Annotated in this window: 12 protein-coding genes; 5 read left to right on the top strand and 7 right to left on the bottom strand. The window is 42.8% G+C overall.

All coding sequences use genetic code 11. The features are described from left to right. The first annotated feature begins 1 nt into the window (after position 1). Entirely contained in the window at positions 2-925 is a 924-nt protein-coding gene (gene speB / locus ACW689_RS16885) for an agmatinase (RefSeq protein WP_476293163.1), read from the top strand. 141 nt (positions 926-1,066) lie between these two features. Here speB and ACW689_RS16880 read toward each other — a convergent pair whose 3' ends face one another. Continuing rightward, complete coding sequence (locus ACW689_RS16880) at positions 1,067-1,360, bottom strand: hypothetical protein (protein ID WP_476293162.1); 294 nt, start codon at positions 1,358-1,360, stop codon at positions 1,067-1,069. A 396-nt stretch (positions 1,361-1,756) separates the two neighbouring features. Between ACW689_RS16880 and ACW689_RS16875 the strand changes: the two genes are divergently transcribed. Further along, a complete protein-coding gene (locus tag ACW689_RS16875) occupies positions 1,757-2,452 on the top strand; it encodes a helix-turn-helix transcriptional regulator (RefSeq protein WP_476293160.1) in 696 nt (231 codons plus the stop codon). Here the strand turns inward: ACW689_RS16875 and ACW689_RS16870 are convergent. From ACW689_RS16870 to ACW689_RS16850, 5 genes are all read right to left on the bottom strand, one after another. Next, entirely contained in the window at positions 2,397-3,185 is a 789-nt protein-coding gene (locus tag ACW689_RS16870) for a CsgG/HfaB family protein (protein WP_476293158.1), read from the bottom strand. The genes ACW689_RS16875 and ACW689_RS16870 overlap by 56 nt on opposite strands. 28 nt (positions 3,186-3,213) lie before the next feature. After that, on the bottom strand, positions 3,214-3,642 hold the full coding sequence (locus ACW689_RS16865; RefSeq protein WP_476293157.1) for a curli assembly protein CsgF: 429 nt from the start codon (positions 3,640-3,642) through the stop codon (positions 3,214-3,216). A gap of 2 nt (positions 3,643-3,644) precedes the next feature. Beyond that, the gene (locus tag ACW689_RS16860; RefSeq protein ID WP_476293155.1) at positions 3,645-4,031 is read right to left on the bottom strand and encodes a CsgE family curli-type amyloid fiber assembly protein; all 387 of its coding nucleotides are present in this window, start codon (positions 4,029-4,031) and stop codon (positions 3,645-3,647) included. Positions 4,032-4,118: 87 nt separating this feature from the next. Then, positions 4,119-5,768 carry a hypothetical protein gene (locus ACW689_RS16855; protein ID WP_476293154.1) on the bottom strand — a complete coding sequence of 550 codons (1,650 nt, stop codon included), beginning with the start codon at positions 5,766-5,768 and terminating at the stop codon, positions 4,119-4,121. Between the two features lie 20 nt (positions 5,769-5,788). After that, the gene (locus ACW689_RS16850; RefSeq protein ID WP_476293153.1) at positions 5,789-6,259 is read right to left on the bottom strand and encodes a curlin subunit CsgB; all 471 of its coding nucleotides are present in this window, start codon (positions 6,257-6,259) and stop codon (positions 5,789-5,791) included. 477 nt (positions 6,260-6,736) lie between these two features. On the opposite strand from ACW689_RS16850, the gene ACW689_RS16845 reads away from it, so the two are divergent. Next, the gene (locus tag ACW689_RS16845; RefSeq protein WP_476293151.1) at positions 6,737-9,235 is read left to right on the top strand and encodes a S8 family serine peptidase; all 2,499 of its coding nucleotides are present in this window, start codon (positions 6,737-6,739) and stop codon (positions 9,233-9,235) included. A 79-nt stretch (positions 9,236-9,314) separates the two neighbouring features. Here ACW689_RS16845 and ACW689_RS16840 read toward each other — a convergent pair whose 3' ends face one another. Then, positions 9,315-10,265, bottom strand: a complete 951-nt coding sequence (locus ACW689_RS16840) for a hypothetical protein (protein WP_476293150.1) — start codon at positions 10,263-10,265, stop codon at positions 9,315-9,317. A 182-nt stretch (positions 10,266-10,447) separates the two neighbouring features. Between ACW689_RS16840 and ACW689_RS16835 the strand changes: the two genes are divergently transcribed. Then, positions 10,448-11,179 carry a TrmH family RNA methyltransferase gene (locus tag ACW689_RS16835; RefSeq protein ID WP_476293149.1) on the top strand — a complete coding sequence of 244 codons (732 nt, stop codon included), beginning with the start codon at positions 10,448-10,450 and terminating at the stop codon, positions 11,177-11,179. A gap of 54 nt (positions 11,180-11,233) precedes the next feature. After that, the gene (locus ACW689_RS16830) at positions 11,234-14,626 is read left to right on the top strand and encodes an AAA family ATPase (RefSeq protein ID WP_476293147.1); all 3,393 of its coding nucleotides are present in this window, start codon (positions 11,234-11,236) and stop codon (positions 14,624-14,626) included. The last annotated feature ends 17 nt before the right edge of the window (positions 14,627-14,643 follow it).

Below are 14,643 nucleotides of genomic sequence, written 5' to 3'. Positions count from 1 at the left end.
AATGAGCCAGTTGTTTGATCACACCGATCACTCATTATACTCAAATGGGATGACGTTTTTACGTCAGCCCATGGTTAAAGATATGACCAATATTGATAGTGATGTGGTGGTATTAGGGTTGCCGTTTGACTTAGCAACGTCAGGTCGACCTGGTGCGCGCTTGGGCCCAGATGCGATTCGCCGCGCATCAGTCCATTTGGCTTGGGAAAGTAAAAAGTATCCTTGGACATTTACGCTATGGGATAAAATCAGTGTATCGGATGCGGGGGACTTTACTTACCCTGTTGGCGACCCTGAGTATTTTACCGCGCAACTTGAGTTGGCTGCGCAGCAAATTGTGCTTCAAGGTAAAGCGTTGTTGGGTTTAGGTGGTGACCACTTTGTGACCTTACCTCTGTTGCGTGCGCACCATAAGGTGCATGGCAAGATGGCCTTGGTACACTTTGATGCGCATACAGACACTTATAGCCAAGGCTCGCGTTATGATCATGGCACGATGTTTTATCATGCGCCAATGGAAGGTTTACTCAGCCCTGAGCACTCTGTACAAATTGGTATTAGAACTGAATATACACAAGATGGACACGGGTTTTCAGTCATTGATGCGATGCAAGCAAATGATTTGAGCGCAGAGTATATTGCTCAGCATATCAAAAATACAGTGGGTGATTTACCTGTGTATGTCACGTTTGATATCGACTGCTTAGATCCCGCTTTTGCGCCTGGCACAGGTACTCCTGTGTGTGGAGGCTTAACCAGCGATAAAGTACTAAAGATTTTACGTGCACTACAAGGTGTCAATATGGTGGGTATGGATGTGGTTGAAGTATCTCCTGCATACGATCAAAGTGAACTTACGGCAATCGCGGCAGCGACCATCGCTCATGAGTTACTGCACCTTTGGGCTGTAAAACATCGGCCATAAGCCACGATGCAAAATGCCGAGTTTCACTCAGCATTTTTTTATTCCAGTCCGCTTAACAAGGTGGTCTATTTTGAGGCTAGAAAAGCTTTCGCTCGTTAGATTTAATCCTGCAAAATGATTAACTGTTATTAAACATGGGGATTACTTCAAAAAAGGCAGGTGGTAACGCTTTGCGTACCAAACAAATAATGGGATCTGCAAAAGCAGGTACGTGATCAACGTAAACCAAAACCAATTTACATCAAACAAAGCAAAACTAAACTTGACGTCACTATCATGAAATACTGAGCCCACCACGCACAAAGAAATGCTAGCACCCACCATGTCTTGCGCTGATATCTTTTTCAATGTGTTTGCACAGTAGGGGTAGATGAGCCCGTATGCGGTGCTCAAAACGATCATATTTAATATGATCACATTAAATTCAATACCCATAATTTGGCCTGTAACTAACTAGGAACTACTACACTAATAGTGATGTCGACAATTAGACATGCTACGGGTAGAGAACCAAAATTTTTGCATTGATTTGAAATCGGCAGCAAGCGATATAACTTTAACGGCAATTGTATTTATTTTTCCACTTTGACGGGTTTATTCGTTTGTTCAAATTGTATGTTCTATCAGATGTTAAATAATAAGCTTTAATTGTGAATTTTTTATTGGTTACATCATATTGATATGAAAGTTTTTATTTTATTTTGGCTTAACATTTTTATTTAATTATAAAACATAATATTTACATATAAGGGCGATTTGTGTAGCTTGAAAGCACATGGGAACAAGTCGGGCACAAGGGTGTTCCGGTCAACTAGTAAAGTGGGAATAACAATGGGCAGAGAGATCATCAACGCGACGGTCGTAACCCGACCGACTACGAATCAAACGTCAAAACACACTGCTTTTATGCAAAGTTTACTCACGCTTTTAGGTATGTCGAGCAGCAGTGCGCATAGCCAAAGTATATTGCAAGAATTGCCTGATAATCATCTGGTGTTAATTGATCTTGGTAGTTATAGCGAGAAAGAGGTATTGTCATTTGATATCGCCGTGCTGGCTAAAAAGAAAGCGATTATTCTTTTCAATGCGGTAGAAGGACAAGTTGATGAGCGCCAAGCATTACTCGCAGGAGTCAAAGGCATTATTTACGCAAAGGATGAACCTGACGTGCAGCTCAAAGGAATTAAAGCGGTAAAAGAAGGTGAGTTGTGGTTTCGCCGAAGTATTATTAGTAGCACTTTTTCAGAGCTACTGTGCGAGCATGCTATTTTCAGTGCGCCAAAATGTACACCTAAGTTAGAAGATGCGACCTCAAGCTTAACCAAGCGAGAAAAAACCATTGTTAAATTGATAGCTGAAGGCGCACAAAATAAAGAGATCGCTAATAAATTGCATATTAGCGATCATACGGTAAAAACACACTTGTATAGCGCATTTAGAAAAACTAACTCAAGAAATCGCATTGAGTTACTTAATTGGGCGAGACAGTTTTTCCCTGATGCTTTACATCGCTCTTATTCTGAGTAGGTTTAGCCGCCCAAAGGCCTTTATTAATGCCGCTATTAATTAAATCGACAAGGGCTTTTTCAATGGCTTGTTTAACGCAAATATGCATTGGTTCGTTATCACTAAACCCCCCCTCGGCCTCTGCAAGGCGTTTGTAGCTGACGTATCTGAAGAAGCCTGCTCGCATTTCATAACTTAACACGGTTTTGGTTGTCGCAACGGAGGTTAATACGACACCGGTTCTGACATCCACAGCACGCATGTAAATGGAAATGACATCTTCACGATATAACTCTGATGTACCAATACCAAAGTACTCCGCACCTAGTCCCCCAGTTTTAGTGTTAGAGTCATAGCTGATGATACCGCCTTCTAAGATTATTTTTGCCGTTTTTAGCGGTGGTAGCTTGCTATCGTCACCGTTGCTGTCATTGGCCGCGCGGATAATCTTTCTCTCCGTTAGAATGTTTTGCAGGCCTTCTCGTTCAACGGGCACAAACCAATCTGTCTCATTGAGAGCTTGTACTAAAATGGCCGTCGCGCCTTGCGTGACCGCAGTAGAGAAGGAGCTTACATTGGCAATCGGTTTATATTGGCCGGTTTGATCACGAAATGAATAGACGGAGACAGGGATACTTCCCATGGGGGTTGGCAAAGATTTGAGTTCATCATAGGTTGGCGTTTGCGGTAATGATTGAGCCGTTTTAATATCGGGTGGAAGCGTTTTTGCTAAATGTGAGCAGCCCCCTAACATAATGAAACTTATAGTTATAATTATAATTTTAAGGTGCGTCATTGGTGCCATACCTCGGTATTTCAATAGTGGTCACTTCTCCCGAGACAAGATTGGTTATCTCAATTGTTATACTGTCAGCATTGCTGGTGAGCATTTTTATCTGGTGGTCACCACTGACGAACATGGAATCTCCATCAAATATGTTGGTGTCATCAGAGCTTTCCCCAAAAACTTCATCTGTGATCTCTCTGACAATGCGGTTAATAAATGCACGTTCTAATGATTCTTGCATCTTTTCAGAGAAACTCTTTGGTTCAGTATGCGCTTTGTGTTTATTTTGCGCTTGTGCTTTATTCATCAACATACTGGCATTGAGCGGGTTGCCGCCAAAACTTGGGTTAATGGGGGTGTAAACTAACTCGCTCGCATAAGATGCAAAACTGAGCCCTAAAAAAACTAAAAGTATATTTTTCATAGTTATAGACCACTGCTTGATAAGTCATCACTAAACTTGCTGAAGCGGTTGCTTGCAAGTACCTTGATAAGCACTAATGCTGCTTGCTCTACCTGATCGTCAATAGGCTTTAAACGTCTACCTAAATAGGTGGCGTAAATGACTCTATTATTAAGAATCACGGTTAATGAAGTGCCTGCTTTAGGAATGAGAGTTTCTTTTATGGTTACGGTCGCTCCTTCTGTATTTGGAATATCCTGCCAAAGCATACTGAGCTGACGATAAAACTCATGTCCAGAGCGACTGATACTTTGATCTAACAAAAAACCACTGATCTCCATCGCTTTGCCAATCGGACTCAATGCGAGTAACAAGGTTAATGCTATGGTTCTGATTAATATCGTCATCATAAAACAGCTCGACTTCAGTGCTAAAAAATAGGATATGCTGATGAAAACTGGATGATATGGCGTGCGCGTAGCACGCCATTTATGGGCTTACTGCTGTACGACAGTTGCGGTATTGTAGTCTCCCACCTGAGTGATCGACACGTCGCCATTTAACTGTGACATGCCACCTTCAACTAAGTTACCAGTACCTGTTTGCGTAATATTGAGTGATAAATCACTGCCTACAACTTCAAATGCGCCTTGGTTCAAACCAACTACCATGTTCATATCACCATTTTGCGCGATATCTATGCTGTTGTTGCTACCATCTACCATTAAATCAATGGCATTGAGGTTACCCACTTGCGTGAGCGATAGATCGTTACCTTGGCTCGCAACGCTATTGCTAAGCGTGACACTGGCGTCATTCTCGTTGCCTGTTTGCATTAACACAATGTCATTGGAAGAAGTGTCTAACGACGTATCAGGGTATGAATTTTGGATCTGCGCGACATTGCTATCACCATTTTGAAACACGGTGAAGTTATTGTCCGAGCCATTAAAGTTTGCGATATGGCTTGAGTTTTTATCGCCTATTTGCAGGCTTGTAAGGGTGTTGCTGTCACCAATAGCACCAACATATGCGCTATTTTCGTTACCTATTTGTAGTGACGCCATGGTATTACCATTGCCAACCATGTCCATTTCAATGCTGTTATCGTTACCAACTTGGTCAGTGAGTTGACTATTTTGGTTACCTACAATAAGACCGCTTTTGAAGGTGTTATTGTCACCTTCTTGGCCCATGCCAAGGTAATTTCCATCTCCTTCAACCACAGCATACGAGATAGTACTGCCATTGCCTGTCTGTTCGAAATCTAAGGTGTTACTGTTACCGTTCACCAAATCGATGCTGACGCTATTATTATCGCCTGCTTGTGCTGATTTTAATGTATTGTTGTCGCCAGTAAACTCCGCAACGGTAACACCATTTTCATTACCTTGTTGAGTCAGCGCAAAATTGTTTGAGTTGCCTTGGATTAAGTCCAATTGAATATTATTCTGATCGCCTTCTTGGCGCGCTTTTATGGTGTTGTCGTTACCTTCAAGCTCAGCGACAGTTGCGACATTCCAATAACCATCTTGTTGGAACTCTAGTTGATTACCGTCGCCAATCACTTCTTGTAGCCTGACTTCGCCCCATTCACCATCCTGTTCAATAGTAATATTGTTGCTATTACCTTGCAGATCGCGAATAAAAGTCCATTGACCACCGCTGGTTTGAGTTACATTAATACTATTGTCATCGCCTTGCGCTTTAACAATGATTTCATTTTGAATACCAAATGAGCCTGCATCGCCGCTCTGTGATAGCGATAACATGTTGGCACTGCCATTAATGTTAAGGTCCATCGCAGCATCATTACCTGTTTGATTGCTACTGATTTGGTTTGCGTCGCCTGTTATTTCTGCCAGTTGTAAGTTTTTATTGCCCGACTGCTCGCCGACGAGTTGGTTACCATCGCCAGTGACTGTCAACTGAGCACCATTAGTTTGGCCTGCTTGAGTCAGGTTTATCTCGTTTCCGGAAGTACCAGTCGACTGCTGGGTTATTTCTACTTTATTTTGTTCTGCACCCACTAGGAAAGTTGATTGAATGGTACCTTGAGTATTTTTGTTCTGTTCAGCAGCGAGCGCAGCATTGCCAAAACCCAATGCCATTGCAATGGCACAGGTAATGAGGGATTTCTTTAGCATGAGATTTTCCTTGTTTATCATTAATCTTTTGTAACGCTGATATTGAGCACCATGTCATTACCTTGTTGCTGGATCATGAGGGATTGCTCACCTAACTGCGTTAAATTGACGACATTGGCGTCACCTTGTTGCACTATGGAGGTAAAATTATTGTCGCCATATTGCACTAAATTAACGCTGTTATTAGCGCCAGCTTGTGTGATGTCGGCCAAATTGTTTGAACCTAGTTGCACAAGAGACACCAAATTTAGTTCGTCACCTATTTGGTTTATCGTTGCTTTGTTCAGTGTTCCGCTTTGCTTAATCGTTGCCTGCAGGTGTGCAGTTACAGACAATGATGGACTAATACTCAAAGACAAGGGGGACTCTTTAAGGTCGACAGAGCCTGCGAAAACATCATGAGTAACTAAAAAAGTACTAATGAATAGCCCTAAAGAGGAACAAATGTTACAAACTTTAGAGGTACAAAAGACCTTTTTTACTGTTAGCATTTTGTTTCACTTTTGCTTCAACCAACCTTGTACCCCACATTAGACAAGAGCGAGTTGATAAGGAATACGAAATTTTAATGAAAATTTTTATATTTAAAATCAAGGTTTAGCGATTTTTTGAGCTGCTTGTTATTTGTTTTCAACAAAAAAGTATGAGTATTCTCATTGGCTAGGGGTAAGGCTTTCCCATACATTATTGTTAATTTTTTGTATTGAAGTGATTTTTTAGTCTATTTGTATGGTTTTAACATTTGACTATTGCAGGGTACCTATTTTTAGTGTTTTCTAAATGCGTTGCTTAAATAAAGTGTTTTGCATGTTGCCTCATTGTGCGTGAGCGACATGTTTGGAGTAATTAACTCACAGAAATTGGTGGGATTCATTAACTAGTGGCCTTCATTGTGGCTGCTAATAATCTGGTTAAGCGAGCTGTCAGTAAGCTCGTAAACGAATAAGAACTTAATGGACACCAACAAAATGAAACTAAAATTATCTGCTTTAACTCTTGCTATTCTTCCTTGCCTTTCGCAAGCGGCACTTCATGTTGATAAACAAAATACCATTGAAGCTGCGAGCGATGCGTTAATTGTTGTATACAAAAAAGACGCAACCAAAGCTCAGCGTATCTCGGCTCGTAAATTAGTTGCCGCTAAAATTTCAGACCTTAACCAAGATGAAATTGATGATGCATATCGCCATGTACTAAAAGGTCGCCTTGCAAAATTCAAATTAGATAACAAAGACGTGAAGGGAGCAATTGATGCACTGAATGCTCATCCAGCGGTTGAATATGCAGAGCCAGATTACAAAGTAACAGTAATGGGCACCCCTGATGACCCAAGATTTGATGAGCTATGGGGTCTGCACAATACTGGCCAAACAGGTGGTACAGCAGACGCAGATATTGATGCGCTAGAAGCATGGGATATTTCTGTAGGTAGCCGCGATGTCGTGGTGGGGGTTATTGATACTGGTGTTGACCATTCTCACCCTGATCTTGCTGCGAATATTTGGACAAACCCGAATGAAATCGCAGGCAATGGTATTGATGATGATAACAATGGCTATATTGATGATGTTCATGGTATTAACGCGATTACTAATGCAGGCGACCCTATGGATGACCAAGGCCATGGTACACACGTATCAGGTACTATTGGTGCGGTAGGCAATGATGGCACGGGTGTAGTGGGTGTTAACCATCAGGTTTCTATTGTTGGTTGTAAATTCTTAGATGCATCAGGCAGTGGTTCTACTTCTGATGCTATCAAGTGTATCGATTACCTAGTAGGTTTACGCGAAGCGGGTGTTGATGTACGTGTATCAAACAACAGTTGGGGTGGCGGTGGCTACAACCAAGCAATGGCTGACGCTCTTACAGCTTCTGAAGAAGCGGGTATTTTATTTGTTGCCGCAGCAGGTAACAGCGCGGTTGATAATGATGTGAACCCTCACTACCCATCTAGCTATGAGCATGCATCTATTCTATCAGTTGCCAGTACTACTCATACTGACGCGATGTCGGGCTTCTCGCAGTGGGGCTTAACAAGTGTTGACTTGGGTGCGCCAGGCTCAGCTATTTTATCGACAGTACCTGGTGGTGGTTATGATTCATACTCGGGTACTTCGATGGCAACACCACATGTTGCAGGTGTTGCAGCATTGGCATTGTCAGTCAATCCAACACTCACAACAGAAGAGCTTAAAGCTGTGCTGATGGACTCAGGTGATGAAAATGAAGCACTCAACGGCAAAGTGGTATCAGGCAAGCGTTTGAACGCAGCAAGAGCACTAGAATATGCTGATCCAGAGCCTGGTTTTAGAATGTCAGTAACACCTCAATCGCAAGAAATTGTGGCAGGTGACACAGCAACTTATAACTTTGATGTATTGTCTGTAGCAGACTGGACAGGCGAAATTGCCCTAACAGTAGAAGGTGATTTACCAGGTGCGACTTTATCTACAGATATCGTGCAGCCGGGTCAAAGTTTCTCGCTTTCAGTTGCAACAGAGGGTGACACGCGTTGGGGCGAATACTCATTCAACGTAACAGCAACAAGTGGTGAATTGGTACAGAGCAAGCAAGTTTCTGTTTATGTATTACCACAGGGCTTAAATGACTTTAACTACGCTAATACAACCAGTGCAGATATCCCTGATAACGACCCTGCAGGCGTGACATCTGTGATCACTGTGCCTGATGAAGTAACTATCTTTGGCTCAAACACTTTCTTTGATATTACACATACTTACATCGGTGACCTAGTGGTGACCCTTACTTCACCAGCCGGTACAGTAGCAACATTGCATAATAAAGCGGGCGGTAATGCGGACGACATTAAGCAATCGTTTGAGTCTGATGTATTCAACGGTGAAGTTGCGACGGGTGATTGGCTATTAAAAGTAGAAGATACCTATGCGCAAGACACTGGTACTTTGAATCAGTGGTCACTGACGCTAACGGGTCTTGGTGATACAGCGCCAAGTGCACCAGAAGCTAATTTTGCATATGCAGCAGATAAACTTAATGTGACCTTTAGTGACTCAAGCTCTGATGCAAACAATGACATTGCGAGTTGGGCATGGGATTTTGGAGACGGTAATACTTCAACTGAGCAAAACCCAGTACATGCGTTTGCTGCGGCTGGCACATATGAGGTGACATTAACTGTAACCGACGAAACAGGTTTAACAAGCACTAAAGTGCAATCAGTAACCGTATCTACTGACGTACTTGAGCTAAAACTTAAGCGTGCAAACAAAACACGCTTAAACTACGCACGCGTTGAGTTGTCATACCAAGGTGCATCGTCGGATACAGTCGATGTTTTCCGTGATGGTGCAAAAATTGACACAACGGCTAATACGGGTACATACAGAGACTTCATCCGTAACGCGACGCAGAACCAGTATGTTTACAAAATCTGTGTAGGTGAAAATGTTTGCTCTGAAGAAGTTACGGTTTCTTTTGAATAATCAATATTTATGATGCATAAAAAAGGGCTCATTGAGCCCTTTTTTACGTTTAAACTGGGGTTATTGATTAATGTCTACTCTACTGTGCGAGAAACAGGGTGTCGTTCCGTTCTATTTCATGCTCCCAAGCAGCAGATAAATCATTAGCGGCTTGTATTTCATCTTGTGATAGTTGTGAATACAACCTTTCATTGTATCTAGCATATCGATTATATAACTCATTACTTTGCGTGAACGTCATGATGAGTTGGTTCAGTGCGTATGCTTTTACATAGCCATGCTCGCCACTATTTTGTGAGTGGGACATACCAGACAGGCGCATCATAGCGGTAATGCTGCCATGGTTAACTGCCTGTGTTAGGTAAGCAATTTGCTGTTGCTTGAAGTTGTCTCTAATAGCAATGTAAGAGTTTCGGTCAAAAGTGTCGTAATTGCTGATGCTCATAAAAAACTGCGGCGTCATTTTGCCTATCGCCTCTTGCGCAGGCACGTAACCAGCATGGGCGGCCTGTTCAAGGTAAGAATACGTTGCTGCATATTCTAATGTGTCGATACCCTGACAATAATAAAAGCGTTGTGTAATACGATCGGCGGCAACATCCGCATCACTTAGCTCGTATGCTTGCTCTAATTTAGATTGGAATGCTTGTTCATCTTTGGGGGCGTGGTAACAGTATGTGAGATTTTGAGCTAGGATGTAGCGAGCTTGGTTATCTCCTTCCTGTGCTTGCATTTTCAATTTCTCAATATGCTTAGTTAAATTACTTTGCAATCGCCAAGTAGGACGCGTTTGAACTACGAATTGGCCGTATGAATTAGTAAGCGGTTTATCCAGTTTCTCTTGAGAGGCGTGACTTTGTGGTGATTGCGTCATCATGCTATGAGAGCGTGTCACTGGCTCAGCCGTTTGAGTGGACAAAGCACTGGCTGTGTTTTTCTCAAAGAGGAAATTTAGTAATAAGGCCACGATGATAAACAGGATGCTAAGAGTCAGCGTGAGATAGGTTAGTATGCGTTTAAGTCCTTTCATAACCAGTGTTTTTAATTTTTTGCCAAGAGTAATCACTTTCCTCGCTTTATAAAAGCGTTTTATCAGTAGTCTTAAAATTATGCTGACTAGATTGAGTGGTAATAGCAAAGTCGATGCGACCTCGATGCTCGCAAAATTGTGCACCTCAGGTATAATCACCTCTTCTGTAAACTGGGGTGGCTATGATCTCTAAAAACCAACTAAAACTGTTACGCTCTCTGGCGCAAAAAAAATACCGCAAGCAACATGGGTTATACCTAGTACAAGGTGAGAAAAATGTACTGGAGTTAATCGCTGCGGGTAGCGAAATTGAACAGTTATTTGCCACTCGTGACTTTATAGATACGCATTCGGATAAACTCAAAGCTATTTCATGTATCGAAGCAGATGTAGAAAGCTTGACTAAGGCCAGTACATTAGTGAGCAATAATGCGGCGATTGCTGTTGTGCCAACACCTCAATCGCAAGCCATTGATACATCGGGCCTTGTATTAGCATTAGATGGTATATCGGATCCTGGCAATCTCGGTACTATCATTCGTGTTGCGGATTGGTATGGGCTTAAGCAAATTGTGCTGAGCCAAGACTGTGCGGATCATCTCAATCCTAAAGTCATTAGCGCGACCATGGGCTCGTTTGTACGCGTTAATGTTGTGCGTACTGAGCTACCTGAGTTTTTGGCGCAATATGAAGGTGCAATTTATGGTGCGTATCTAAACGGAGAAAGTGTACATAGTACTGAGTTCGCTCGCCAAGGTGTATTGGTGATGGGCAGTGAATCCCACGGCATTCGTGAACAAGCGGGGCAATACATTAATACGCCAATTACCATTCCTGCTTTTGGCGGTGCCGAGTCACTGAATGTGGCGATGGCAACGGGTATTATTTTAGATAACATCAAACGTGGTAGTTAATTTTTGCTGCCTGCTTTGCTATGTTTTGTTTAAGTTACCAATAAAAATAACAATATGCGTTTAAGCAGTATCAAATTGGCTGGGTTTAAATCTTTTGTTGAACCTACCAAAATCCCATTCCCCGATCCTATGACCTGTGTTGTTGGTCCTAATGGTTGCGGCAAGTCCAACGTGATTGACGCGGTACGCTGGGTACTGGGTGAAAGCTCTGCAAAAAACCTGCGTGGCGATGCCATGACGGATGTTATTTTTAATGGCTCAACCAACCGTAAAGCCATTTCTCAAGCCTCGGTTGAATTGGTGTTTGATAATGCTACAGGCCGGCTGCCCGGAACACTCGCAGATAGAAGCCAAGTTGCAATTAAGCGCTTGGTTACTCGTGATGGGCAATCCTTGTATTTCTTAAATGGCAGTAAATGTCGAAAACGAGACATTACCGATATTTTCTTAGGCACGGGGCTTGGTCCGCGCAGTTATGCCATTATTGAGCAAGGTATGATCTCGCGCCTGATTGAAAGTAAGCCGCAAGAGCTTAGGATTTTTTTAGAGGAAGCTGCAGGCGTATCAAAATACAAAGAACGTCGCCGTGAGACGCAAACCCGCATAAAAAGTACCCGCGATAATCTAGAACGCTTGTTAGATGTGCGCCAAGAGTTACAAGCACAACTCGATAAACTAGCAACGCAGGCGCAAGATGCGCAATCCTACCGTGCGTTAAAGGCGCAGGAGCGCACATTAAAAAGTGAGCTGGCAGTATTAAAATGGCAAAGCTTTCATCAAAAGCAACTACAAAAGTCAGAGCAAATAGCACAGCTACAAAAGCAAATCGAGTTTCTAAATAGTGCTCACGGTGGCCATGATGATGTGCTAGCCAGTTTAGAAAATGAAGTGCTGCATTTCAGTGATGGTATCGCTGCACAGCAACAGAGCATTCATCAGACTCATACTGAGCTGACGCGCGGTGAGCAGCAAAAAATTCATCTGTTAGACAAGCTTCGTCAGTTACAAAGTGACATTGATAAACAACAGCAAGCATATCGTGAAGCGAGTAGCTTGCTGGTGGCACAAAAAGAGCATGTGAATGAACATGAAGAGGCGGTGCAACTAAGCGCAGAAGAAGCGCTTGTTTGCGAGGCGCAGTTTCACGAATATGCGCAATTACACCAATCCTTAGTTGACGCATTTCATGCACTAGAAGTACAGCAAGCGCAGTTACAACAACAACAAACATTGGCGCAAAAGCGTGTGCATGAAGCGCAGCAAAGCGTTTCACAAGCGCAGCAAGTCGAGACCCATAATCGAGAAAAATGCACTGCTTTAGAAGAGCAGTTAACATTATTATTAGGGCAAGACCCAACGCAAGAATTAACCGACCTTCAAGCGCAATATAGCCACAAAGCGCAAGAGATGGCACGTTTGCAGGCAAATGCAAAAGCACTCGGTGAAGAAGTAGACCTGAGCACTGCCAACATCAGTGAACAACAAAGCGATTGTATGCAAAAGCAAGCTGACTATGCCAGCTGTGTTGCGAATATCGATGCGTTGTTAAAAGTACTCAAGACGACACAAGCGGGAGAGGTCGACAGCTTTATCAACAAGTTGAGAGTAAAAAAGGGTTTTGAAGAGCGGGTTGAAGCGGCGTTGCTAGGTATCGTTAACCTACAGGCAAGCGATGGAAAAGCCCATGATGCGGTATGGCTTTCATCCGCCGAGCGTAAAGCAGGCTCAGTCGCAAGCGTCATTGAATCTGGCAACTATCCGGATTTTTTAAACCAAATCCAATTGGTTGAAAAGGAAGAACATTATAAACCGCAACAATGGTTGTTTGCGATAGACAACGATGGCTGTTTAATGGGCCGTAACTGGCATGCCAGTGCTAAAAGTCAGCAACAAAACTCGGGATTACTGTTACAACATGCGCAACTTAGAGAGCTTGAGCAACAGCTTCCAATTTTAGAAGCGAAGCAATCAGCAGCCCAGAGCGAGTTAGCGCAATTAACGCAAAAGCACACTGTTTTACTCTCGTCACAAAGCGAAAATAAAGAGCATATACATCAACTTGCGCAAGAAATGGCGAGCGTTAAAACACGCATTGATATGCTGCAAGAGCAAATCATTAAGTGGCAAAATGACCAACAGACGTTACACGAACAGCTTGAAAGTATTCAAATAAAACAGCAGCATGATAGTCAAAAATATGCTGAATATCAGCAGTTGTTAAGGGATGAACAAGCACAATTTACTTCTTTAGAGCAACAGCAGACGGACTTTAGTATGCAATTTGCTGAGGCCAAGCAAGCGCAACAGAGCGCGCTCAGAGATAAACAACAAGCGCAGCAAGCTTGGCATGATGCAAAATTGAATCAGCAGCAAGCTACGAGCACTTGGCAATTGAGCCAAACCAAAGCGCAGCATTTGGAGCAAAGCCAAGCTCACGCACAGGAGCGGTTACATACGTTGCAAGAAGAGCAGATGCTATTACAAGAGCCGTTGGCTGAAATCGATGAACAAATCGTATCGCTGTTGGCAACCCATGAAGCGCAGCAGCAATTATTAACCGAGTTACAAGCCGGACAGAGCAAAGCAAAAGAACAATTACACAATAAACAAGTGAGCTTGAAAAACGCGCAGTCTGAAGTTCAGCAACTTAATAATAAACTTCAACAGCTTAAATTCGACGAGCAAGGCTTGATGATCAAAGCTCAGGGTGCTTTGGAACCTTTACAAGAGTTACAGCAAAATCTTAAAGCCGTGTTAGAACAGCTTCCTGATGAAGCGGAGCAAGCAAAACATCAATCGCAGTTGAATAAAGTAAGCCAAAGCTTAGTTGAGCTTGGTGCTGTTAACCTGGCGGCCATAGAAGAGTTTGAGCAAGCAAAAGAGCGCAAAGATTATTTAGATGCGCAATTAGATGACTTAACCGCAGCGCTGGCCACCTTGGAAGGGGCAATCAAAAAAATAGATAAGGAAACCAAAACGCGCTTTAAAACAACATTTGATCAGGTAAATGAAGACTTAGCAGAGCTGTTTCCTAAAGTGTTTGGTGGTGGAAGTGCGTACCTAGAACTAACCAGTGATGACTTACTTGAAAGTGGTGTGACCATCATGGCAAGGCCTCCGGGCAAGAAAAACTCCACAATTCATTTGTTAAGTGGTGGAGAAAAAGCGCTGACCGCATTATCATTGGTGTTTTCTATATTTAGACTTAATCCGGCACCATTTTGTATGCTCGATGAGGTTGATGCGCCGTTAGACGATGCCAATGTCGGTAGATTTTGCCGTTTGGTAGAAGAAATGTCACAAACGGTGCAATTTATTTATATCAGTCATAACAAGATAGCGATGGAAATGGCTGGACGATTGACGGGGGTAACGATGGCGGAACCAGGAGTTTCGCGTATGGTTGCCGTTGATATTGAACAAGCAGTGCAAATGGCACAAGCGTAATAATAAAAAAGGTGAGT

It is taken from the genome of Pseudoalteromonas sp. ABE4_541 (genome assembly GCF_056312285.1).
This window is presented reverse-complemented; position numbering and strand designations above follow the sequence as displayed.

What these genes read in the sequence shown, in the direction of transcription:
- ACW689_RS16860 (WP_476293155.1), bottom strand. Translation starts at nt 4,031, where the DNA reads ATGATGACGATATTAATCAGAACCATAGCATTAACCTTGTTACTCGCA.
- speB (WP_476293163.1), top strand. Translation starts at nt 2, where the DNA reads ATGAGCCAGTTGTTTGATCACACCGATCACTCATTATACTCAAATGGG.
- ACW689_RS16875 (WP_476293160.1), top strand. Translation starts at nt 1,757, where the DNA reads ATGGGCAGAGAGATCATCAACGCGACGGTCGTAACCCGACCGACTACG.
- ACW689_RS16840 (WP_476293150.1), bottom strand. Translation starts at nt 10,265, where the DNA reads ATGAAAGGACTTAAACGCATACTAACCTATCTCACGCTGACTCTTAGC.
- ACW689_RS16880 (WP_476293162.1), bottom strand. Translation starts at nt 1,360, where the DNA reads ATGGGTATTGAATTTAATGTGATCATATTAAATATGATCGTTTTGAGC.
- ACW689_RS16870 (WP_476293158.1), bottom strand. Translation starts at nt 3,185, where the DNA reads ATGTTAGGGGGCTGCTCACATTTAGCAAAAACGCTTCCACCCGATATT.
- ACW689_RS16865 (WP_476293157.1), bottom strand. Translation starts at nt 3,642, where the DNA reads ATGAAAAATATACTTTTAGTTTTTTTAGGGCTCAGTTTTGCATCTTAT.
- ACW689_RS16850 (WP_476293153.1), bottom strand. Translation starts at nt 6,259, where the DNA reads ATGCTAACAGTAAAAAAGGTCTTTTGTACCTCTAAAGTTTGTAACATT.
- ACW689_RS16830 (WP_476293147.1), top strand. Translation starts at nt 11,234, where the DNA reads ATGCGTTTAAGCAGTATCAAATTGGCTGGGTTTAAATCTTTTGTTGAA.
- ACW689_RS16835 (WP_476293149.1), top strand. Translation starts at nt 10,448, where the DNA reads ATGATCTCTAAAAACCAACTAAAACTGTTACGCTCTCTGGCGCAAAAA.
- ACW689_RS16855 (WP_476293154.1), bottom strand. Translation starts at nt 5,768, where the DNA reads ATGCTAAAGAAATCCCTCATTACCTGTGCCATTGCAATGGCATTGGGT.
- ACW689_RS16845 (WP_476293151.1), top strand. Translation starts at nt 6,737, where the DNA reads ATGAAACTAAAATTATCTGCTTTAACTCTTGCTATTCTTCCTTGCCTT.